Annotated in this window: 19 protein-coding genes and 1 pseudogene; 2 read left to right on the top strand and 18 right to left on the bottom strand. The window is 70.7% G+C overall.

Annotation, left to right across the window (positions count from 1 at the left end; genetic code table 11):
• Positions 1-48 precede the first annotated feature (48 nt).
• From ACZ5Y0_RS30050 to ACZ5Y0_RS30060, 3 genes are all read right to left on the bottom strand, one after another.
• Complete coding sequence (locus tag ACZ5Y0_RS30050) at positions 49-708, bottom strand: vitamin K epoxide reductase family protein (protein ID WP_469131826.1); 660 nt, start codon at positions 706-708, stop codon at positions 49-51.
• 220 nt (positions 709-928) lie between these two features.
• Positions 929-2,191, bottom strand: coding sequence for a histidine--tRNA ligase (hisS, locus tag ACZ5Y0_RS30055; protein WP_469131827.1), 1,263 nt, complete (start codon positions 2,189-2,191; stop codon positions 929-931).
• A gap of 13 nt (positions 2,192-2,204) precedes the next feature.
• Positions 2,205-2,912 carry an MBL fold metallo-hydrolase gene (locus tag ACZ5Y0_RS30060; protein ID WP_469131828.1) on the bottom strand — a complete coding sequence of 236 codons (708 nt, stop codon included), beginning with the start codon at positions 2,910-2,912 and terminating at the stop codon, positions 2,205-2,207.
• 179 nt (positions 2,913-3,091) lie between these two features.
• On the opposite strand from ACZ5Y0_RS30060, the gene ACZ5Y0_RS30065 reads away from it, so the two are divergent.
• Complete coding sequence (locus ACZ5Y0_RS30065; RefSeq protein WP_469131829.1) at positions 3,092-3,907, top strand: peptidylprolyl isomerase; 816 nt, start codon at positions 3,092-3,094, stop codon at positions 3,905-3,907.
• A 143-nt stretch (positions 3,908-4,050) separates the two neighbouring features.
• The gene (locus tag ACZ5Y0_RS30070; RefSeq protein WP_469131830.1) at positions 4,051-5,280 is read left to right on the top strand and encodes a DUF349 domain-containing protein; all 1,230 of its coding nucleotides are present in this window, start codon (positions 4,051-4,053) and stop codon (positions 5,278-5,280) included.
• Between the two features lie 419 nt (positions 5,281-5,699).
• On the opposite strand, the gene ACZ5Y0_RS30075 is transcribed toward ACZ5Y0_RS30070, so the two are convergent.
• The 15 genes and pseudogenes from ACZ5Y0_RS30075 to pgsA form a co-directional block, all read right to left on the bottom strand.
• Positions 5,700-8,246, bottom strand: a complete 2,547-nt coding sequence (locus tag ACZ5Y0_RS30075) for a RelA/SpoT family protein (protein ID WP_469131831.1) — start codon at positions 8,244-8,246, stop codon at positions 5,700-5,702.
• Between the two features lie 203 nt (positions 8,247-8,449).
• Positions 8,450-8,998 (bottom strand): adenine phosphoribosyltransferase, encoded by a 549-nt coding sequence (locus ACZ5Y0_RS30080; RefSeq protein WP_469131832.1) that lies wholly within the window; start codon positions 8,996-8,998, stop codon positions 8,450-8,452.
• Complete coding sequence (gene secF, locus ACZ5Y0_RS30085) at positions 8,995-10,119, bottom strand: protein translocase subunit SecF (protein ID WP_469131833.1); 1,125 nt, start codon at positions 10,117-10,119, stop codon at positions 8,995-8,997. Before secF ends, ACZ5Y0_RS30080 begins: the two co-directional genes overlap by 4 nt.
• A 3-nt stretch (positions 10,120-10,122) precedes the next feature.
• Positions 10,123-11,868 carry a protein translocase subunit SecD gene (secD, locus tag ACZ5Y0_RS30090; protein ID WP_469131834.1) on the bottom strand — a complete coding sequence of 582 codons (1,746 nt, stop codon included), beginning with the start codon at positions 11,866-11,868 and terminating at the stop codon, positions 10,123-10,125.
• A gap of 136 nt (positions 11,869-12,004) precedes the next feature.
• Positions 12,005-12,529: a preprotein translocase subunit YajC gene (gene yajC / locus ACZ5Y0_RS30095; protein WP_469131835.1), complete on the bottom strand. Its 525-nt coding sequence runs from the start codon at positions 12,527-12,529 to the stop codon at positions 12,005-12,007.
• 186 nt (positions 12,530-12,715) lie between these two features.
• Positions 12,716-13,810 (bottom strand): Holliday junction branch migration DNA helicase RuvB, encoded by a 1,095-nt coding sequence (gene ruvB / locus ACZ5Y0_RS30100; RefSeq protein ID WP_469131836.1) that lies wholly within the window; start codon positions 13,808-13,810, stop codon positions 12,716-12,718.
• A 27-nt stretch (positions 13,811-13,837) separates the two neighbouring features.
• Positions 13,838-14,443, bottom strand: a complete 606-nt coding sequence (ruvA, locus tag ACZ5Y0_RS30105; protein ID WP_469131837.1) for a Holliday junction branch migration protein RuvA — start codon at positions 14,441-14,443, stop codon at positions 13,838-13,840.
• The gene (gene ruvC, locus ACZ5Y0_RS30110) at positions 14,440-14,970 is read right to left on the bottom strand and encodes a crossover junction endodeoxyribonuclease RuvC (RefSeq protein WP_469131838.1); all 531 of its coding nucleotides are present in this window, start codon (positions 14,968-14,970) and stop codon (positions 14,440-14,442) included. The genes ruvA and ruvC overlap by 4 nt, the downstream gene beginning before the upstream one ends.
• Before the next feature lie 222 nt (positions 14,971-15,192).
• Positions 15,193-15,945, bottom strand: a complete 753-nt coding sequence (locus tag ACZ5Y0_RS30115; protein WP_469131839.1) for a YebC/PmpR family DNA-binding transcriptional regulator — start codon at positions 15,943-15,945, stop codon at positions 15,193-15,195.
• A 48-nt stretch (positions 15,946-15,993) separates the two neighbouring features.
• A complete protein-coding gene (gene pdxT / locus ACZ5Y0_RS30120) occupies positions 15,994-16,602 on the bottom strand; it encodes a pyridoxal 5'-phosphate synthase glutaminase subunit PdxT (RefSeq protein ID WP_469131840.1) in 609 nt (202 codons plus the stop codon).
• 5 nt (positions 16,603-16,607) lie between these two features.
• Positions 16,608-17,513 (bottom strand): pyridoxal 5'-phosphate synthase lyase subunit PdxS, encoded by a 906-nt coding sequence (gene pdxS / locus ACZ5Y0_RS30125; protein ID WP_356567268.1) that lies wholly within the window; start codon positions 17,511-17,513, stop codon positions 16,608-16,610.
• 133 nt (positions 17,514-17,646) lie between these two features.
• Positions 17,647-18,192, bottom strand: a complete 546-nt coding sequence (locus ACZ5Y0_RS30130; protein ID WP_469131841.1) for a LemA family protein — start codon at positions 18,190-18,192, stop codon at positions 17,647-17,649.
• A 167-nt stretch (positions 18,193-18,359) separates the two neighbouring features.
• Positions 18,360-19,526, bottom strand: a complete 1,167-nt coding sequence (locus ACZ5Y0_RS30135; RefSeq protein WP_469131842.1) for a glycosyltransferase family 4 protein — start codon at positions 19,524-19,526, stop codon at positions 18,360-18,362.
• Positions 19,523-20,431 (bottom strand): phosphatidylinositol mannoside acyltransferase, encoded by a 909-nt coding sequence (locus tag ACZ5Y0_RS30140; RefSeq protein WP_469131843.1) that lies wholly within the window; start codon positions 20,429-20,431, stop codon positions 19,523-19,525. The genes ACZ5Y0_RS30135 and ACZ5Y0_RS30140 overlap by 4 nt, the downstream gene beginning before the upstream one ends.
• Positions 20,428-21,164: pseudogene (gene pgsA / locus ACZ5Y0_RS30145) on the bottom strand (phosphatidylinositol phosphate synthase). Before pgsA ends, ACZ5Y0_RS30140 begins: the two are co-directional and overlap by 4 nt.
• Positions 21,165-21,290: the final 126 nt, after the last annotated feature.

A 21,290-nucleotide genomic window follows, 5' to 3' on the forward strand; every position in this document is an offset into this window, starting at 1 on the left:
CCGCACGGACAATCCCGTCGGCCGTCGCAAGACCCCGGGTCCGCCGGGTCAGCTGGTCCAGAAGTCCCACCAGCGGGTCAGGACCAGCATGCCGATGACGCCGACGTGCAGCACGGGCAGGACCCAGGTGAACTCGCCGAAGAAGCTCCTGAGCCAGCCGGGGGCGGGCAGGAAGCCGTTGCGGACGTTGAACGAGGTCACGTACCAGAACATGAGGATGGTGGCGACCCAGGCCAGGGAGCACCACAGGCACAGGGCGTTGATCCGGTACAGGGACTGGAACATCAGCCAGGCGCAGAAGACCACCCCGAAGAGGGTGCCGGCGTTGAAGGTGAGCCAGTACCAGCGCGGGAAGCGGGCCCGGGCGAGCAGGCTGATGCCGACGCAGACGACGACGCCGTAGGCGACGAGACCCAGCATCGGGTTGGGGAAGCCGAAGACCGAGGCCTGGTCGCTCTCCATGACGCTGCCGCAGGAGACGACGGGGTTGAGGCTGCATCCGGGGGTGAAGGTCTTGCCCTCGACCTTGGCCTCGAGGAGCTTGAACTTGTCGATCGTGATGACCCACGCGGCGAGCAGTCCGGCCGCGCCGGTGATCACCAGCAACAGGGCGAACGCCCGGCTGCCGCCCGCCGTCCTGGACGCGTCCGGTTCGGCGCGCCGCGGCTCGGGCTCGGTGGAGACGTCTTTGACTGTCGTCTTGCTCATCACGCCGATTCCGTCACTTGAGACTTGGACCTTCTCCGGGCAGGGCCATTGTGCCGCACACGCGCGTGTGCGCACCGTTCGCTCCACATAAGGATGAAGGTGAGACGTGGGGCGTGCGTTCGGTTCCGGACAACTGCCGGACACGGACACCGTGTCCGACCCCGGACGCGGCAAGGGCGCCGTATCTCCCTGGGAAGTTACGGCGCCCCGCATGCGTGTGTCAGCCGAGCCGTGACTCCAGCTCGGCGACGATCTCGTTGACGCCGACCGCCGTCTGCTCGCCGGACTCCATGTCCTTCAGCTGGACGACGCCCTCGGCGAGGTCGCGTTCACCGGCGACGATCGTGTAGCGGGCGCCGCTGCGGTTGGCGTTCTTCATCGCGCCCTTGAGGCCCTTGCCGCCGTAGGAGAAGTCGGCGGCGACGCCGAGCTTGCGCAGTTCGGTGACCTTCGTGAAGAGGACGCGGCGCGCCTCCTCCCCGAGCGGCACCGCGAACACGCTGGTGGACGCCGGGAGTCGCAGTTCCACGCCCTCCGCCTCCAGTGCCAGGACCGTGCGGTCGACGCCGAGGGCCCAGCCGACGGACGGCAGCGCGGGGCCGCCGATCATCTCGGACAGGCCGTCGTAGCGCCCGCCGCCGCCGACCGCGGACTGCGAGCCGAGGCCGTCGTGCACGAACTCGAAGGTGGTGCGGGTGTAGTAGTCCAGCCCGCGGACCAGCTTCGGGTCGTCCTCGAAGGCGACGCCCGCCGCCGTGATCAGCTCGCGGACCTCCTCGTGGTACGCCTTGCAGGCGTCGCAGAGGTAGTCCCGCAGCAGCGGGGCTTCGCCCAGCTGCTGCTGGACGTCCCGGCGCTTGTCGTCGAGGACCCGCAGCGGGTTGATCTCCGCGCGGCGGAGTGTCTCCTCGTCGAGGTCCAGGCCGCGCAGGAAGGTCTGAAGTGCCTCCCGGTACACCGGTCGGCACTCCTTGTCGCCCAGGCTGTTGAGCAGGATGCGGAAGTTCCTGAGCCCCAGGGAGCGGTACGCCTGGTCGGCCAGGATGATCAGCTCGGCGTCCAGCGCCGGGTCCTCGGCACCGATCGCCTCGGCGCCCACCTGGGAGAAGTGGCGGTAGCGGCCCTTCTGCGGGCGCTCGTAGCGGTAGTACGAGCCGGAGTACCAGAGCTTGACCGGGAGGTTGCCCGTCTTGTGCAGGTTGGCCTCCAGCGCGGCGCGCAGCACGGAGGCCGTGCCCTCGGGGCGCAGGGCCAGCCGGTCGCCGCCCTTGGTCTCGAAGGCGTACATCTCCTTGGTCACGATGTCGGTGGACTCGCCGACACCGCGCGCGAACAGCTCGACGTTCTCGAAACCGGGGGTCTCGATGTAGCCGTAGCCGGAGTTGCGCAGCGGGGCCGCGATCGCCTCGCGGACGGCCAGGTACGTCGCGGAGTCCGGCGGGATGAGGTCGTACGTGCCCTTGGGGGCCTGGAAGGTACTCACGGGAAGTCTCTCGTCACATTCCTCGTCGGGGAGCCTCGGAGGCTCCCTGGCCGGCGGCCACCTGCCGTAGGTACGGGTTGGTGGCTCGTTCCTGGCCGATGGTCGTGTGCTCGTTGTGACCGGGCAGCACCACGGTGGAGTCGTCGAGCGGAAGGACCACGCGGGCCAACGACTCGAGCATGTCGTCCATGGAGCCACCGGGCAGGTCGGTGCGTCCGATGGAGCCGGCGAACAGCAGGTCGCCCGAGAAGAGGACGGACGGGACGTCCGCCGCCTCGGGCATCCGGAAGGTCACCGACCCCCTGGTATGGCCCGGAGCGTGCGCGACGGAGAACTCCAGACCCGCCAGCTCCAGTCGCGCGCCGTCCGTCAGCTCACGGACGTCGTCCGGCTCCCCCACGGTCAGCTCGCCCAGCAGCGGCATGCCGATGGCCCGGCCGAGTCCCTTCTCGGGGTCGCTCATCATGAACCGGTCCTCCGGGTGGATCCAGGCGGGGACGTCGTGCGCCCCGCAGACCGGGACGACCGAGGCCACGTGGTCGAGGTGGCCGTGGGTGAGGACGACGGCGACGGGCTTGAGCCGATGCTTCCTGATCGCTTCCTCGACTCCGGGGGCCGCCTGGTGGCCCGGGTCGATGATCACGCACTCCTCACCGGCGGCGGGGGCGACGAGATAACAGTTCGTCGCCCAGGCCCCGGCGGGGAACCCGGCAATGAGCACGATCGTCCTTCGTTTGTGTCGATACGGGTGACTTGGGAGCGGCTGCGCCTGTGGTCAGAGCCTACCGGCGCTGCCGAATCCTCAGCGAACCCATATACGGTACGGGGCACACGCAGGCGGTCGGCTCACTGGACGCACGCGTACCGGTGGACATACGAGACGCATGAGGAGAGAACCCGGTGGTCACCCAGGAACAGCGCAAGCGTCAGCTCGCCCGGGAGAAGTTCTTGCGGCAGCAGCAGCGCCGTACGGCATTGCGACGCAAGGCACGCGCTCGCAACGCGGTGATCGCGTCGGTCCTCGGCGTGATCCTGGTGGGCAGTCTGGCGCTGTACACGACCGGCGTCCTCAAGGACGACGACAAGGCGAACGCCGCCGCGGAGGCGACCCCGTCGGCCTCGCCCAGCGCCGCGAAGGACCCGTGCGAGAAGCCCGCCGAGGGCGCGGTCAAGACGCAGACGTGGAAGAAGGAGCCGGCGGTCACGATCGACAAGTCGGCGAAGTACACGATGAAGCTGGCCACGACGTGCGGTGACGTAGACGTCGCGCTGAAGGCGTCGGCGGCTCCGCACACCGTGAACTCGTTCAACTTCCTCGCGGGCAAGGGCTACTTCGACCACACCAAGTGCCACCGGCTCACCACCAACGGCATCTTCGTCCTCCAGTGCGGCGACCCGACGGGCAGCGGCAGCGGCGGACCCGGCTACACCATTCCGGACGAGAACCTGAAGGACGCGAGCCTCAAGGCGAACGTCTACCCGGCCGGCACGGTCGCGATGGCCAACACCGGTCAGGCCCACAGCGGCGGCAGCCAGTTCTTCCTCGTCTACGAGGACAGCCAGCTCCCGCCCAGCTACACACCGTTCGGTACGGTCTCCAAGGCCGGCATGGCCGTTCTGAAGAAGATCGCCGCCGCGGGCGAGAACACGGGCGCCGGTGACGGTGCCCCGAACGCGACCGTGGTGATCGACAGGGCGACGGTCACCAAGTCCTGATGACAGGGCGGCCGACCGCCCAATTTCGGTCGTGCTGGATGCGGACAGGCGGCCCGCCGGTCGCCTATGTTGGCCGTGACGAAACTGTGGACGATGCCCAGGGGCGCGGAAGCCCCTCGCAGGCATCATGTGGAGGAGGCGCTGTGAGCAGCGACCCGTGGGGCCGCGTCGACGAGACGGGGACCGTGTACGTGCGTACGGCCGACGGCGAGCAGGTCGTCGGTTCCTGGCAGGCAGGCTCACCTGACGAGGCGCTGGCCTACTTCGAGCGCAAGTACGAGGGCCTGGTTGTCGAGATCGGCCTCCTCGAGAAGCGAGTGCGGACCACCGACCTGTCGGCGAAGGACGCCCAGGCCGCCATCGACCACATTCGCGAGCAGGTGGACGCGCATCACGCGGTCGGCGACCTGGACGCGCTTCGGACCCGGCTGGACCAGCTGGTGGCGACGGTCGAGGCGCGCCGCGAGGAGCGCAAGCAGCAGCGGGCCAAGCAGTCCGACGAGGCCCGCAAGGCCAAGGAGGACCTGGTCGCGGAGGCCGAGCAGCTGGCGCATTCCGACCAGTGGCGGCCGGCCGGTGAGCGGCTGCGGGCGCTGGTGGACACCTGGAAGGGTCTGCCGCGCCTGGACCGCAAGTCGGACGACGAACTGTGGCACCGGTTCTCGCACGCCCGCTCGGCGTTCTCCAAGCGCCGCAAGGCCCACTTCGCGCAGCTCGACGCGCAGCGCGAGGAGGCCCGCCGGGTCAAGGAGCGCCTGGTCGCCGAGGCCGAGTCGCTGTCGGGTTCGACCGACTGGGGCCCGACGGCCGCGCGCTACCGCGATCTGATGACCGAGTGGAAGTCGGCCGGCCGTGCCCAGCGCGAGCACGAGGACGACCTGTGGAACCGCTTCCGCGGCGCCCAGGACGTCTTCTTCGCCGCCCGCAGCTCGGTCTTCGCGGAGCGCGACGCCGAGCAGACGGAGAACCTGAAGCTGAAGGAGGAGCTGGCCGAGGAGGCCGAGAAGATCCTTCCGGTGACGGATCTCAAGGCGGCGCGGGCGGCGTTCCGCACGGTCAACGAGCGCTGGGAGGCCATCGGCCATGTGCCCCGCGACGCCCGGCCGAAGGTCGAGGGCCGGATGCACGCGGTGGAGCGGGCGATCCAGGAGGCCGAGGAGGCCGAGTGGCGCCGGACGAACCCGGAGGCACGCGCGCGTGCCGAGGGTCTGACCGGTCAGCTCCAGGCGGCCGTGGACAAGCTCCGCTCCCAGATCGAGCAGGCGCGCGCCCAGGGCAACAGCGCCAGGGCCGACAAGCTGGAGCGTGAGCTGGAGGGCCGTAAGGCGCTGCTGGATCAGGCGCTCAAGGGCCTCCAGGAGTTCGGCGGCTGACACCGCCTGCCGGAACCGGCCTCGCGGCCCGGCTGTGGGAGACCACGGCCGGGCCGTTCGGCTTTCCCGGAGGTGTCCCATGGTGTCGGGGTGCGCGGTCCCGTGGCCGAGACCGGGCCGGCCAGGGTTGTGCCGTCGAGCGCGCCCGCACCGCGGGTGAGTGCTCTTCACGGCGACGTGGCGGTCGGGCCGGGTGTCCTCCGCCTCATGGACGACACCCGTGCCAGCGCGGCCGAGGAAGCGGAGCGGCGGAGGCGTCCCGGCGACCACACGGGCACGAACGGCGAACAGGAAGGACACGGCGGGCGGCGACGCGCCCACCGGCTCGTCCACCGGCGGTGTTCGGCCGCTGATCCGTCCCGACCGAGACGGCACCACCCGTGCCACTCTCCGTCGGCTCCCCCCGGCCGTTGGGCGGGTTACGGCCGGCGCGCCGACGTCACCCGGTAGACGTCATAGACGCCCTCCACCCCGCGGACGGCCTTCAGGACGTGTCCCAGATGCTTGGGGTCGCCCATCTCGAAGGTGAAGCGGGAGGTGGCGACGCGGTCGCGGGAGGTCTGGACGGCCGCCGAGAGGATGTTGACGTGCTGGTCCGACAGGACGCGCGTGACGTCCGAGAGCAGGCGGGAGCGGTCCAGGGCCTCGACCTGTATGGCGACCAGGAAGACCGAGGACTGCGTCGGCGCCCACTCGACCTCGAGGATGCGCTCCGGCTCCCGCGAGAGCGACTCGACGTTGACGCAGTCGCTGCGGTGCACCGACACGCCGCTGCCGCGCGTGACGAAGCCGATGATCGGGTCGCCGGGGACGGGCGTGCAACAGCGGGCCAGCTTGACCCACACGTCGTCGACGCCCTTGACGACGACACCCGGGTCGTTGTTGCTGCGCCGCTTGCGGCCGCGGGACGGGACCGTCTCGTCGATCTCCTCGCTCGCGGCCTCCTCGCCGCCGAGGGCCTGCACCAGCTTCTGCACGACGTTCTGCGCGGCGACATGGCCCTCGCCGATGGCGGCGTACAGCGAGGAGATGTCCGGGTAGCGCATCTCGTGCGCGAGCGTCACCAGCGAGTCGCCGGTGAGGATGCGCTGGATCGGCAGGTTCTGCTTGCGCATCGCGCGCGCGATGGCGTCCTTGCCCTGCTCGATCGCCTCGTCGCGGCGCTCCTTGGAGAACCACGCCCGGATCTTGTTGCGGGCGCGCGGTGACTTGACGAAGCCCAGCCAGTCGCGGGACGGTCCGGCGCCGGCCGCCTTGGAGGTGAAGACCTCCACCAGGTCGCCGTTGTCCAGCGTCGACTCCAGCGGTACGAGCCTGCCGTTGACCCGTGCTCCTATGGTCCGGTGGCCGACCTCCGTGTGGACCGCGTACGCGAAGTCCACCGGCGTCGCCCCGGCCGGGAGCGCTATGACGTCACCCTTCGGCGTGAAGACGAAGACCTCGTTGCGGGAGAGGTCGAAGCGCAGGGACTCCAGGAACTCGCTGGGGTCCTCCGTCTCCTTCTGCCAGTCCAGCAGCTGCCGCAGCCACGCCATGTCGTTGAGGTGGTCGTCCTTGCCCTTGCCGGACGACTTGGGCGCGTCGCTGCGGACCTTGGAGGCACCGGCGACGGCCTCCTGCTTGTACTTCCAGTGCGCGGCGATGCCGTACTCGGCGCGGCGGTGCATGTCGAACGTGCGGATCTGGAGTTCGACCGGCTTGCCGTTGGGGCCGATGACCGTCGTGTGCAGCGACTGGTACATGTTGAACTTGGGCATCGCGATGTAGTCCTTGAACCGGCCGGGGACCGGATTCCATCGCGCGTGCACGGTGCCGAGGGCCGCGTAGCAGTCGCGGACGGTGTCCACGAGGACGCGGATGCCCACCAGGTCGTAGATCTCCGCGAAGTCACGGCCGCGCACGATCATCTTCTGGTAGACGCTGTAGTAGTGCTTCGGGCGGCCGGTGACGGTGGCCTTGATGCGGGCGGCGCGCAGATCGGTCTGGACCTCGTCGGTCACTACGGCCAGGTACTCGTCACGCTTCGGCGCTCGCTCGGCCACCAGCCGGACGATCTCGTCGTACATCTTGGGGTAGAGGATCGCGAAGGCGAGGTCCTCCAGTTCCCACTTGATGGTGTTCATGCCCAGGCGATGGGCGAGCGGCGCGTAGATCTCGAGGGTCTCGCGCGCCTTCTTCTCCTGCTTCTCGCGCTTGAGGTAGCGCATGGTGCGCATGTTGTGCAGGCGGTCGGCCAGCTTGATGACCAGGACGCGCGGGTCCTTGGCCATGGCGACGACCATCTTGCGGACGGTCTCGGCCTGCGCGGCCTCGCCGAACTTGACCTTGTCGAGCTTGGTGACACCGTCGACGAGGAGGGCGACCACGTCGCCGAAGTCACGGCGCAGATCGTCCAGGCCGTACTCGGTGTCCTCGACCGTGTCGTGCAGCAGGCCCGCCATGAGGGTGGCCGGATCCATGCCCAGCTCGGCGAGGATCGTCGTCACCGCGAGCGGGTGGGTGATGTACGGGTCGCCGCTCTTGCGCTTCTGCCCGCGGTGCCAGCGTTCGGCGACCTGATAGGCCTTCTCGATCTGGCGCAGGGTCGCGGTCTCGGTCTTCGGGTCGTTGCTGCGCACTATCCGCAGCAGCGGTTCCAGGACCGGGTTGTAGGGGTTGGTGCGCTGGACACCGAGCCGGGCGAGGCGGGCGCGGACGCGGTTGGAGGAGCCGGAGCGGGCGGACGGCTGCGCGCCCGCCGGACGCGCGGCGGGAGTGGCCGCCGGGCGGGCCGCAGGAGTGGCCGTGGGGCTCTCGGGCGGGGAAGGCTTGGGGCGGGGCTGCTCGGCCGGCTGCTCGACGGGCGCGGAGCGGTCGTGCTCGACCGGCCCGCGGGCGTCGTTCTGCGCCTGCGACGCGGGCGTTGCCGCGGGCTCCGAGGCAGACTCGGGCTTGGCGGCGGTCAGGTGCTGGGCCTCGTCTGGCAAGAGGGCTCCTCGTGCGCGATCCGGTTGCCCCGGTCAGGCTCCGGAACACCCATCGTAGCGATCCCGGGCTCCGGGATCGCCTCGGGACCGCTGCGAGAGCGCGCCACCCTCCCAACACAAGGGCGGGCACCGGATTCCTCCGGGCCCGCCCGCTTGCCGTGGTGCCGCTTCTCGCGCCGTGCCGGTCATGCGCTACGGCGCTGTCAGACGGTGAGCAGTGCCTCCAGCGGCGCTCCGGCCAGGGCGGCCTCCAGCCGGGTCCGGCCGTTGAGGAAGCCCAGCTCCATCAGGACGGCGACGCCCGCGACCTGGGCGCCCGCACGGTTGATGAGCTGGATCGACGCCTCGGCGGTGCCCCCGGTGGCGAGGACGTCGTCGATGATCAGGACGCGGTCGTCGGCGGTCAGGTCCTCGGCGTGGATCTCGATCTCGGCCGAGCCGTACTCCAGGTCGTAGGCCTGGGCGAGGGTGGCTCCGGGGAGCTTGCCCGCCTTGCGTACGGGGACGAAGCCGAGGCCGGCCCGGACCGCGACGGGGGCACCGAGGATGAAGCCGCGGGCCTCCAGACCGACGACCTTGCTGGCACCGGTGCGTCCGGCGATCTCCGCGAACGCGTCGGTGAGCGCGGTGAACGCCGCCGGGTCCGCGAGCAGTGGGGTGATGTCCTTGAACATCACGCCCGGCTCCGGGTAGTCGGCCACGTCACGGATGCGGCTGAGCAGCAGCGACGTGATGTCGGCGGTCTCGGTCATCGGCGCTTCCCCGACGGACGGCCGCGGCCGCGGCCGCGGGACGCGGACTGGGTGCGGGGACCGACGACCGCCGTCTCGACGCCCTCGGAGTCCTCGGGGGCGTCGTCGCGCCCGTCGTAGCCGTAGGACGGCGTGGGCTCCTCGTCGGCGGGCGACTGGGCACGCTTGGCGAGGACGCGCTTCCTCAGGGCCTTGACCTGCGGCTCGCGTTCCTTGAGGTCGGCGACGAGCGGGGTGGCGATGAAGATCGAGGAGTAGGCACCGGCGGCGAGGCCGACGAACAGCGACAGCGAGATGTCGTTGAGCGTGCCCGCGCCGAGGAAGCCGCCGCCGATGAACAGCAGGCCCGCGACCGGGAGCAGCGCGACGACCGTGGTGTTGATGGAACGCACCAGGGTGCCGTTGATCGAGCGGTTGGCGATCTCGCTGTAGGTGAAGCGGGTCTGCTTCGTGAGGTCCTTCGTCTGTTCCTTGAGGGAGTCGAAGACGACGACCGTGTCGTACAGGGAGTAGCCGAGGATGGTCAGCAGACCGATCACCGTGCCCGGCGTGACCTCGAAGCCGACGAGGGCGTAGATGCCGACGGTGATGGTGATGTCGTGGATCAGGGCGACGAGCGCGGCGATGGCCATGCGCCACTCGAAGGCGATCGCCAGATAGATCACGACGAGGACCATGAAGATCGCCAGACCCTGCCAGGCCTTGTTGGCGATCTGGTCACCCCAGCTGGGGCCGACCAGGTCGGCGCCGATCGACTCGGGATCGACCTTGAACTCCTTGGCGAGGTCTTCCTTGACCGCGTCGGACTGCTTGGTGTCCATGCCGGCGATCTGGATGCGCAGCGAGCCGTCGCCGAGCTTCTGCACGAGCGCCTCGTGGCCCGCCGCCTCCTCGGCGGCGGTCTCGGCCTGCGAGATGGAGATGGGGCTGTGCTTCCCGGTGGTGAAGATGGCACCACCCTGGAAGTCGATGCCCATGTTCAGCCCGCGCACCGCCAGACCGACGATGGCCGTGATGGTGATCAGGATCGAAATGCCGTACCAGATCTTGCGGTGACCGATGAAGTCGTAGCTGATCTCACCACGGTGCAGTCGGGCGCCGAGGCTGCCGAGTTTCGACATCGCTCACGCCTCCTTCGTCTCGACGGGACCGGCGGCAGGACCGGAGGGACGGCGGGTACGGCGCAGCGGCGGCTTGGCACCCAGGCTCTTCGGGTCGAGGCCGGACCACTTGTGGCCGCTCGCGAAGAACGTGCGGCGTGCGATCAGCGTCATCAGCGGCTTGGTGAAGAAGAAGACCACGACCACGTCGAGGACGGTGGTCAGGCCCAGGGTGAACGCGAAGCCCTGGACCTTGCCGACGGTGACGAGGAACAGCACCGCGGCGGCGAGGAACGACACGAAGTCGGAGACCATGATGGTGCGCCGCGCGCGCGGCCAGGCCCGCTCGACCGCGGGGCGCAGGGAGCGGCCCTCGCGGATCTCGTCCCGGACCCGTTCGAAGTACACGATGAACGAGTCCGCCGTGATGCCGATGGCCACGATGGCACCGCAGACGGCCGGCAGGTTGAGGGCGAAGTGGATGGTCGGGCCGAGCAGCGACATGATCACGTACGTCAGCGCGGCGGAGACCAGCAGCGAGGCGATCGCGATGAGCGACAGGCCGCGGTAGTAGACCACCAGGTAGACGATCACGAGGGCGAGGCCGATGGCGCCCGCGAGCAGACCGGCGCGGAGCTGGTCACCGCCGAGCGCGGCGGTCACCGTCTGGGCACCCAACTCCTCGAAGCTGAGCGGGAGCGCGCCGTACGACAGCATGTTCGCGAGGCTCTGGGCCTCGTCCTGGGTGAAGCTGCCGGAGATCTGGGCCTGGCCGCCGGCGATGGAGGAGCTGACGTACGGGCTGGAGACGACCTCGCCGTCGAGGACGATGCCGAACTGGTTCTGCGGCTGCTGGTTCTGGGCGAGCTTGCCCGTGATGTCCGCGAACTTCTTCGCACCCTTGGAGTCGAACTTCATGTTGACCTGCCAGCCCGCGGCACCCTGGGTGTCGAAGATCGCCTGGGCCTCGTCGACCTCGGTGCCGTCGACGGCGGCCGGGCCGAGCAGGTACTTGTACCAGGCGCCTTCGATCTGGCCGCAGGCCACGGTCGTGTCGCCGGGCTTGACGCCTTCGTCGGCCGCGGCACGCTGCGACTTCTTGGTGCAGTCCAGGGCGGCGTACTTCGCCTGGAGGGCGGTCTCGTCGGTGGCGGAGCCGCCGGCGGAGGCCGAGGCGCTCGCGGAGGGCGACGGCGTGGAGTCGGCCTTCAGCGCGTCGGTGACGGCGCGGCCCTGGGAGGTGGCGGAGGCCGACGGGGAGGTCGAGGAGGAGGCCTTCTCACCCGCGGAGGCGCTGGTGGAAGGGCTCGGCGAGGCGGTCGGGGAGCCACTGGCCGAGGGGCTCGGCGAGCCGCTCGCGGCGGGGCCGCTGGGCTCGCTGGCCAGGACCGGGCGGAAGTACAGCTTGGCGGTGGTGCCGACCTGTGCCCGGGCTTCCTTGGAGTTGATGCCCTTGGGGATGTTCACGATGATGTTGCGATCGCCCTGGGTCTGCACCTCCGCCTCGGAGACGCCCAGGCCGTTGACACGGCGGTTCATGATCTCGACCGCGGTGTCCATGTTGGCCTTGTTGATCGCGGACCCTTGGTCGGCCTTCGCCTGGAGCGTGATGCTCGTACCGCCGGCAAGGTCGATGCCGAGACGCGGAGTCGTGTGGCCGGAGAGGAACATGCCTCCGGTGAGCCCCACGATGGCGATCAGGATCAGGGCCAGCGAGCGCCACGGCTTGCTCTGGGCACTCGCGCTCCGGCCCTTCTTAGGTGCTGCCACCTTCTCGTACTCCCTCTCGGGCCGCCTCGCGCCGGGTCAGCGCGGCAGCGGCCATGACATGGTGTCGGGATCCCCTAGGTGCGAGATTGCGCGCGCCCGGGGCACGCGGGACGGACCCGCGTGCCCCGGATCGTGGCTACTTCTTCGCGTCGGAGTCGCCGTCGGTCTTCTTCGGCTCTGCGTCGGCCTCGGCGGTGTTCCCCCCGGCGGTCTTCTCCTCGGCCTCGGCTTCGTCCTTCACGCCGAGGTCCTCGTCCTTCTTGCCGAGGTCGACGGGCTGGTCGTCGGAGGCGGCGGCAGCGTCGGCGGATCCGTCGGTCCCGGTGAGGGAGGAGGCGTCGTCGGGGACGACGTCGGCGTCGGACTTCAGGTCGTGCTCGATGCCGTGGACGATGCGGTTGTACTCGTCGTCCGTCAGGACGGCACCGATCGAGTTCTTCGCGAAGAGCAGGTCCACACCCGGGCCGGCGTCGAGGAGGACCGTGTCCTCGCTGACCTCCTTGACCGTCGCGTACATGCCCCCGATGGTGCGGACACCGCTACCGGGCTGCATCTGGTTGCGCATGTCCACGGCCTGCTGCTGCTTCTTCTTCGCCGACCGGGTCATCAGGAACATGGCCCCGATGAGCACGATGAACGGGAGGATGGTCACGAGACTCACGGGTCGGTACTTCCTTCACGCGACCGCGATGGTGAGCGGCCTGATGGTTGGGGGTGTGGATGCTGCCGACTAGGGCAGCATCGGCGGAGTCTAAGCGAGTCCGCGCGCAGTGAACAACGCTCAGCATGGCACCAGGGTTCCTGCGCCGCCATCGTCCCGTCCGATCCCGGAGGGATGCCCGCGCCGTCACGCCCCGAACAGGTCCTGTTGTCCGTTTCCCGCGGTCGCCGGGCGGGGCGGGGTCAGGCCCAGGTGGGTCCAGGCCGCCGGGGTCGCGACCCGGCCTCGGGGCGTGCGGGCGAGCAGGCCCTCACGGACCAGGAAGGGTTCGGCGACCTCCTCCACGGTCTCCCGCTCCTCCCCCACCGCGACGGCGAGCGTGGACAGGCCGACCGGTCCGCCGCCGAACAGCTTCAGCAGGGCCGTGAGGACCGCGCGGTCGAGGCGGTCGAGGCCGCGGGCGTCGACCTCGTAGACCCTCAACGCGGCCTCCGCGATCTCGCGGGTGATCACGCCGTCGGCCTTCACCTGGGCGTAGTCCCGGACGCGGCGCAGCAGGCGGTTGGCGATACGGGGCGTGCCACGGGAGCGGCCGGCGATCTCGGCGGCGCCGTCGGTGTCGATCTCGACGTCGAGGAGGTTCGCCGAGCGGTGGATCACCCGCTCCAGCTCGGCCGGCTCGTAGAACTCCATGTGCGCGGTGAAGCCGAAACGGTCGCGCAGCGGGGGCGGCAGCAGGCCCGCCCGCGTGGTGGCGCCGACCAGGGTGAACGGAGGCAGCTCCAGAGGGATGGCGGTGGCGCCGGGGCCCTTGCCGACGATGACGTCGACGCGGAAGTCCTCCATCGCCATGTAGAGCATCTCCTCGGCGGGCCGGGACATCCGGTGGATCTCGTCGAGGAAGAGGACCTCACCTTCCTGGAGGGAGGAGAGGATGGCGGCGAGGTCGCCCGCGTGCTGGATGGCGGGGCCGCTGGTGATCCGGATCGGGGCGCCCATCTCGGCCGCGATGATCATCGAGAGGGTGGTCTTGCCGAGGCCGGGGGCGCCGGAGAGCAGCACGTGGTCGGCGGTCGCGGCGCGCGCGCGTGCGGCGCGCAGGACGAGGTCGAGCTGTTCGCGGACCTTCTCCTGACCGATGAACTCGCCCAGGTCCTTGGGGCGCAGGGCGGCCTCGACGGCCTGGTCCTCGCCGTCGGCGACAGAGCCCACCAGCCGCTCCGCGGCGGGGCCGGCGAGCCCCTCGTCTGCCGTCGCGTCGGTCGGGTCGTCCCAGTTCATGTGGTGTGCCTCGGGGATGTAGGTGGGTCAGCGGGCTCGGTTGAGGGTTTGCAGCGCCGCCTTCAGGAGCTGGCCGACCTGGGGCGTGCCCCCGGCGGCCTCGGCCTGCGGCGCGACCGCGGTCACGGCCTCCTCGGCCTCGCGGGTCGCGTAGCCGAGGCCGATCAGGGCCGCGTGCAGCTGGTCGCGCCAGCCCTGGGTGACGGGCGTGCCGACCGCGGGGGCGCCGGTCGGCTCGCCGAGGCGGTCCTTCAGCTCCAGCAGCAGCTTCTGGGCGCCCTTCTTGCCGATGCCGGAGACGGCGGTGAGGGCCCGCTCGTCGCCGGTGGCGACGGCGCGCCGCAGGGCGTCCGGCGAGTGGACGGCCAGCATGGCCTGGGCGAGGCGCGGCCCGACCCCGCTCGCGGTCTGGAGCAGCTCGAAGACCTGGCGCTCGTCGTCGTCGGTGAAGCCGTACAGGGTGAGGGAGTCCTCACGGACGACCAGGGAGGTGGCCAGTCTGGCCTCCCGGCCCATGCGCAGTCCCGAGAGCGTGTTCGGGGTGCACTGGACGGCGATGCCGATGCCGCCCACCTCCACCACCGCGGAGTCGGGGGCGAGGGCGGCGACCGGTCCGCTCACGAAGGCGATCATCCCGTACGGCCTTTCGATGTGTGCAGGGCGACGGCCTGCTGGAGTCGGTTCTGCGCGGGGGCGCGCCAGATGTGGCAGATGGCGAGGGCGAGGGCGTCGGCGGCGTCGGCTGGCTTGGGGGGTGCGTCGAGGCGGAGCAGCCGGGTCACCATGGCGCCGACCTGGGCCTTGTCGGCGCGACCGCTGCCGGTGACGGCGGCCTTGACCTCGCTGGGGGTGTGCAGGGCGACGGGGATGCCGCGGCGGGCGGCGCACAGCATGGCGACGGCGCTGGCCTGGGCGGTGCCCATGACGGTGCGCACGTTGTGCTGGCTGAACACCCGCTCCACGGCGACGAATTCCGGCCGGTGCTCGTCCAGCCACCGCTCGATGCCCTGCTCGACGGCGACGAGGCGCTGCCCCAACTCGGCGTCGGCGGGCGTCCGTACGACACCGACGCCGAGCATCGTGAGCGGCCGGCCCGCGACGCCCTCGACGACGCCCACGCCGCATCGCGTCAGGCCGGGGTCCACCCCGAGTACGCGCACGCGCCCCTCCCTCGTCGCGACTGAACCGCCGCCGCTCTCCTGGCGGCCGAACCGCCCCCGCTCCCGCGGACCTGGGTGAGCACCGTCGGGGTTCCTCGATGGATGGTCGCCCGGGCGGTGATCTTTGACTCCCGCCAGGCTATCCGCTGCCACCGACAACGGCCGCGGGCCGATGGGAGGTGTCCCATCGGCCCGCCGACATCGCGCCCCGCCTGCGGCACGCTACGCGTCGACCTTCTCCATGACCTCGTCGCTGACGTCGAAGTTGGCGAAGACGTTCTGCACGTCGTCGCTGTCCTCGAGCGCGTCGATCAGCTTGAAGATCTTCCTGGCGCCCTCCTCGTCCAGTTCGACCTGCATGGTCGGGACGAAGTTGGCGTCGGCGGAGTCGTAGTCGATGCCGGCGTCCTGGAGAGCGGTGCGGACCGCGACCAGGTCGGTGGCCTCGCTGATGACCTCGAAGGACTCACCGAGGTCGTTGACCTCTTCGGCGCCCGCGTCCAGGACGGCGCCGAGCACGTCGTCCTCGGTCAGCTCCCCCTTGGGGACGATGACGACGCCCTTGCGGTGGAAGAGGTACGACACCGAGCCGGGATCGGCCATGGAGCCGCCGTTGCGGGTCATGGCGACGCGCACGTCGGAGGCCGCGCGGTTGCGGTTGTCGGTGAGGCACTCGATGAGCACCGCGACGCCGTTCGGGCCGTAACCCTCGTACATGATCGTCTCGTAGTCGGCACCGCCGGCCTCAAGGCCACCGCCCCGCTTGATCGCGGAGTCGATGTTCTTGTTCGGGACCGACGACTTCTTCGCCTTCTGGACGGCGTCGTAGAGCGTCGGGTTGCCGTCCAGGTCGACGCCGCCCATCCGCGCCGCGACCTCGATGTTCTTGATCAGCTTCGCGAAGAGCTTGCCGCGCTTGGCGTCGATCACGGCCTTCTTGTGCTTCGTCGTGGCCCATTTAGAGTGGCCGGACATCTGCCTGTCTCCTTCGCGTAACCCATCTCTGCGTGAACGCCAGAGATCCTACAAGGACTCCGGTGTCCGGTTGGCGCGCACCATGTCCACGAACAGGGAGTGCACGCGGTGGTCGCCCGTCAGCTCCGGGTGGAAAGACGTGGCCAGCGCGTTCCCCTGGCGGACGGCGACGATGTGACCCCCGTGCTCGGCGAGGACCTCGGTGCGGGCACCGACGGACTCGACCCAGGGGGCGCGGATGAAGACGCCCTCGACCGGACCGCCCTCGACGCCCTCGATGTCGACCGCCGCTTCGAAGGACTCGTTCTGCCGTCCGAAGGCGTTGCGGCGCACGATCATGTCGATGCCGCCGACGGTCTCCTGCCCCGAGCGCGGGTCGAGGATCTTGTCGGCGAGCAGGATCATGCCCGCGCAGGTGCCGTAGACGGGCAGGCCGGCCCGCACACGCGCGCGGAGGGGCTCCAGCACGCCGAAGAGGACGGCCAGCTTGGAGATGGTGGTGGACTCGCCGCCGGGAATGACCAGGCCGTCGACCTCGGCGAGTTCTTCGGGGCGCCTGACCGGCCTGGCCACGGCGTCGGCCGCGGCCAGGGCGATGAGGTGCTCCCGTACGTCGCCCTGGAGGGCCAGGACGCCGATGACAGGTGCGTCGGTCATGGTGACTACCAGCCGCGGTTGGCGTAGCGCTCGGCCTCGGGGAGGGTGTCGCAGTTGATGCCGACCATGGCCTCGCCGAGGTTGCGGGACGCGTCCGCGATGATCTTCGGGTCGTCGTAGAAGGTGGTCGCCTTCACGATGGCGGCGGCGCGCTTGGCCGGGTCGCCGGACTTGAAGATGCCGGAGCCGACGAAGACGCCCTCGGCGCCGAGCTGACGCATCAGAGCGGCGTCGGCGGGGGTGGCCACGCCGCCGGCGGAGAACAGCACGACCGGCAGCTTGCCCAGCTCGGCGACCTCCTTGACCAGCTCGTACGGGGCGCGCAGGTCCTTGGCGGCGGCGTACAGCTCGTTGTTGTCGAAGCCGCGGAGCCTGGCGATCTCGTTCTTGATCTGGCGCAGGTGACGGACCGCCTCGACGACGTTGCCGGTGCCGGCCTCGCCCTTGGAGCGGATCATCGCGGCGCCCTCGGCGATGCGGCGCAGGGCCTCGCCCAGGTTGGTGGCACCGCAGACGAAGGGAGTGGTGAACGCCCACTTGTCGGAGTGGTTGACCTCGTCGGCCGGGGTGAGGACCTCGGACTCGTCGATGTAGTCCACGCCGAGGGACTGGAGGACCTGGGCCTCGACGAAGTGGCCGATGCGGGACTTCGCCATGACCGGGATGGAGACCGCTTCGATGATCTCCTCGATCATGTTGGGGTCGGACATCCGGGCCACGCCGCCGTCCTTGCGGATGTCGGCGGGAACCCGCTCCAGGGCCATGACGGCGACGGCGCCCGCGTCCTCGGCGATCTTCGCCTGCTCCGCGTTGACGACGTCCATGATCACGCCGCCCTTGAGCTGCTCGGCCATGCCGCGCTTCACGCGCGCGGTGCCGGTCTCGGGGGCCTGGTTCTGGGTGCTGGACACGGGTTGACCTCACTGAAGGGAAAGAGGGCTTTCTACCGCACCGAGGAAACGCGAGTGGACCAGTCCACAGCAAGGGCCAATGGGAAGGCGGTGGATCCTTTTGGGATCCCGGCCGTGGTTCGCCCGGGTGTGGTCACGAGCGCGAACGGCCCGTGAGCACGGCGGGCGGCTCGTCGTCCATCTCGAAGGCAAGCGGGAACGGGGCGTGGCCGGCCAGCCGGAACCAGCGCACCTTGCGGTGCTCGCGCAGCCTGCGGGCCCCGCCCACCGCGTCGTTGTGGAAGCGGCGGGCCATCGGCACCCGCAGGACCGCCTCCCTCAACTCGTGTGCCGCGGCCTCTCCCCCGGGCACCTCACGGACGGCCTCCAACTGCTGCACGTCCGCGAAGACCGCCCGCAGCGCCTGGCTCAGGTCGCTCTCGGCGACCTCCCGCTGCTCCTCCTCGGCCTGCCGGGCGGCGTGCGCCGCCTCGTACAGCACGATCGAGGCGGCCGGGTCGAGCACGCCGGAGGTGGCCAGTTCCTGGGCCACCGACGCCCTGCGCAGGAGTTGTGCGTCCAGCGCCGCACGGGCGGCGTCGATACGGGCGTGCAGCCGGTCCAGGCGTCCGGCCGTCCAGCTCAGGTACAGGCCGATGGCGACGAGGACGACGAGGATCCAGATGAGGGTTGCGGTCACGGGCGGCAAGGCTAGTCGCTCCGCGGGCCCGGCCGGGGTGCCGCCTGTGGGCGGCGGCCGGGGACTGCCGCCCACGGCCCCGCTCCGGCCTTCGAGCGGCTTCGTCCGCGCACTCCCCCAGTGGGGCCCGAGTCGCCCGGCCGCGTCGCCGGTCCCGCCCCACCGCGTCAGTCGCGGGCCAGGCCGAACCGTGCCCGCAGGCCCGGGGAGCCCCTGTCGTCCGCCGCCACCGCCGCCGCGCCGGCCGTGACCGTCTCGTACACGGAGAGGATGTCCGCGCCGACCGTCGACCAGTCGAAGCGCCGGACGTGGGCGCTGCCGCGTTCACGCAGGCCGGCCCGTCGCTCGGGGTCGCCCAGCAGTTGTACCGCCGCCTCGGCCAGGGCGTCCGCGTCCTCGTTGGCGAACAGCTGGCCCGCGCCGCCGTGGTCGAGCACCTGGGCGAAGGCGTCGAGGTCGGAGGCGAGCACCGGGGCCCCGGCGGACATGGCCTCGACCAGGATGATGCCGAAGCTCTCGCCGCCGGTGTTGGGGGCGACGTAGAGGTCGATGCTGCGCAGGAAGCGGGCCTTGTCCTCGTCGCTGACCATGCCGAGGAACTGGACGCGGGGACGCAGTTCCTCGGGGAGGTTCTCCACGGCTTCCTTCTCGTCGCCGCGGCCCGCCACCAGCAGGCGTGCGTCCGGGTGTTCGGCGAAGATCTTCGGAAGGGCGGCCATCAGCACCGGCAGACCCTTGCGGGGCTCGTCGATGCGTCCGACGAAACCGATCGTCCCGCCCTGCCACTCGGGGTTGGGTTCGGCACGGGCGAAGAAGTCGACGTCGACGCCGTTGGGGATGACCACGGCGTCCCCGCCGAGGTGTTCCACCAGGGTGCGGCGGGCGTACTCGCTCACCGCTATCCGCGCGCTGATCTTCTCCAGGGCGGCCTGGAGGATGGAATAGGCGGCGATCATCGCGCGGGAGCGCGGGTTCGACGTGTGGAAGGTCGCCACGATCGGGCCCTGCGCCGCCCAGCAGGTCAGCAACCCGAGCGAGGGCGAGGTCGGCTCGTGGATGTGGACCACGTCGAAGGCGCCGTCGTGCAGCCAGCGGCGCACCCGCGCGGCGCTCAGGAAGCCGAAGTTCAGCCGGGCCACCGAGCCGTTGTACGGCACCGGGACGGCGCGGCCGGCCGAGACGACGTACGGCGGGAGCGGGGTGTCGTCGTCGGCGGGGGCGAGGACGGAGACGTCGTGGCCGAGCCGGATGAAGTACTCGGCGAGGTCGCGGATGTGGAACTGGACGCCGCCGGGCACGTCCCAGGAGTACGGGCAGACGATGCCGATTCTCACGCGGATCCCTTCGCGGGGTCGAGATCGGCGAGCCACAGCCGCTGGAGCATGTGCCAGTCCTCCGGATGGTCGGCGATACCCGTGGCGAAGACGTCTGCCAGCGCCTGTGTCATGACGGACGTCCGCTGGGCTCGCGTACCTGACTCGGGTACGGCGATCGGGGGGTGGAGGCGGCCCCGCAGGACGGGCGATTCGTCGTACCAGAGCGTGGCGGGGAGCAGCAGCGCGCCGGTGTGCTGGGCGAGCAGGGCCGGGCCGGCGGGCATGCGCGCGGTGGCGCCGAAGAACTCGACCTCGACGCCGGACGCGGACAGGTCGCGGTCGGCGACCAGACAGACCAGGCCGCCCCCGCGCAGTCGCCGGGCGAGGGTGCCGAAGGCCGCGCCGCCGGTGTGCGGCAGGACCTCCATGCCGAGGCCCTCGCGGTAGGCGACGAAGCGGTCGTAGAGCGTCTCGGGCTTGAGGCGTTCGGCGACCGTGGTGAACGGGATGCCCAGCGCGGTGGTGGCCCAGGCGCCGGCGAGGTCCCAGTTGGCCAGGTGCGGCAGCGCGAGGACGACGCCCTTGCCGGCCGCGAGGCCGTCGGTCAGGTGGTGCAGGTCCTTGGGCTCGAACCCGGACGCGATCCGCTCGGGACTCCAGGCGGGGAGCCGGAAGGACTCCATCCAGTAGCGCAAATAGGAGCGCATGCCCGCACGTGACAGCTCGGCCAGTTGCTCGGGGCTCGCGTCCGGCACCACGCGCGCGTAGTTGCTCTCCAGACGCTGCACGCCCTTGCCGCGCCGCCTCCAGGCGAGGTCGGCGATGGTGCGGCCGAGACGGGCCGCCACCGGCTCGGGGAGGTTCTTGACGGTGCTCCAGCCGAGCCCGTACAGCCCGTCGGTCAGCCGGTCGCGTGCGCTCACTGGGTCGCCTCACGCCCCTCGGTCCCCTGCTGGGCCGCGGCGGTCGCCGCATCGGCCTCCGCCGACTCGCGCCGGACGGTGACCACCCGCTGGATCAGCGTGACCAGGCTGCCGACGGCGACGATCCACAAGGCGACCGGCAGCAGGTACTGGATGCCCGGCACCCCGAACGCGTGCAGGCCCGCGAGCCCGGCGGCGACGAGCGACACCACGAGCCGCTCGGCGCGCTCGACGAGCCCGTTGACCGCGACCGGCAGCCCGATCGACTCGCCGCGCGCCTTGGTGTACGACACGACCTGGCCGCTGGCCAGACAGAAGATCGAGACGGCGCACAGCACGTTGTCGTTCCCGTCGCCCGCGTACCAGAGGGCGAAGCCGCCGAAGACCGCGCCGTCGGCGACCCGGTCGAGCGTGGAGTCCAGGAAGGCGCCCCAGCGGCTGGAGCGGCCGAGCTGGCGGGCCATGTTGCCGTCGACGAGGTCGGAGAACACGAACAGCGTGATCACGACCGTGCCCCAGAAGAACTCGCCCATGGGGTAGAAGACCAGCGCGCCCGCGACCACGCCGGCGGTGCCGATCAGCGTGACCGTGTCGGGGCTCACGCCCCGGCGGATGAGAAACGCGGCGAACGGTGTGAGGACACGCGTGAAGAATGCACGCGCGTACTTGTTCAGCATGGCCTTCCCGACGGTTGTATGGCCGCGCGGCCCCTGCTGGCCACCGGCTGGCCCATCGTAGCCACGCGCGTGGGTGTGGGGGCGGGGGGGGGGGGGGGGGGGGGGGAGGGGGAGGAGGAGAGAGGGGGTGAAACGAAGGAGGAGTGGGGGAGGGTAAGGGTAACGGCGCGTGCAGGCCTCGC

The sequence above is a fragment of the Streptomyces sp. NPDC033216 genome (genome assembly GCF_055577115.1).

Coding starts and splice junctions, on each gene's coding strand:
- ACZ5Y0_RS30050 (WP_469131826.1), bottom strand. CDS start 708: ATGAGCAAGACGACAGTCAAAGACGTCTCCACCGAGCCCGAGCCGCGG.
- ACZ5Y0_RS30080 (WP_469131832.1), bottom strand. CDS start 8,998: ATGACCGAGACCGCCGACATCACGTCGCTGCTGCTCAGCCGCATCCGT.
- secF (WP_469131833.1), bottom strand. CDS start 10,119: ATGTCGAAACTCGGCAGCCTCGGCGCCCGACTGCACCGTGGTGAGATC.
- ruvB (WP_469131836.1), bottom strand. CDS start 13,810: ATGAACTGGGACGACCCGACCGACGCGACGGCAGACGAGGGGCTCGCC.
- ruvA (WP_469131837.1), bottom strand. CDS start 14,443: ATGATCGCCTTCGTGAGCGGACCGGTCGCCGCCCTCGCCCCCGACTCC.
- ACZ5Y0_RS30115 (WP_469131839.1), bottom strand. CDS start 15,945: ATGTCCGGCCACTCTAAATGGGCCACGACGAAGCACAAGAAGGCCGTG.
- pdxT (WP_469131840.1), bottom strand. CDS start 16,602: ATGACCGACGCACCTGTCATCGGCGTCCTGGCCCTCCAGGGCGACGTA.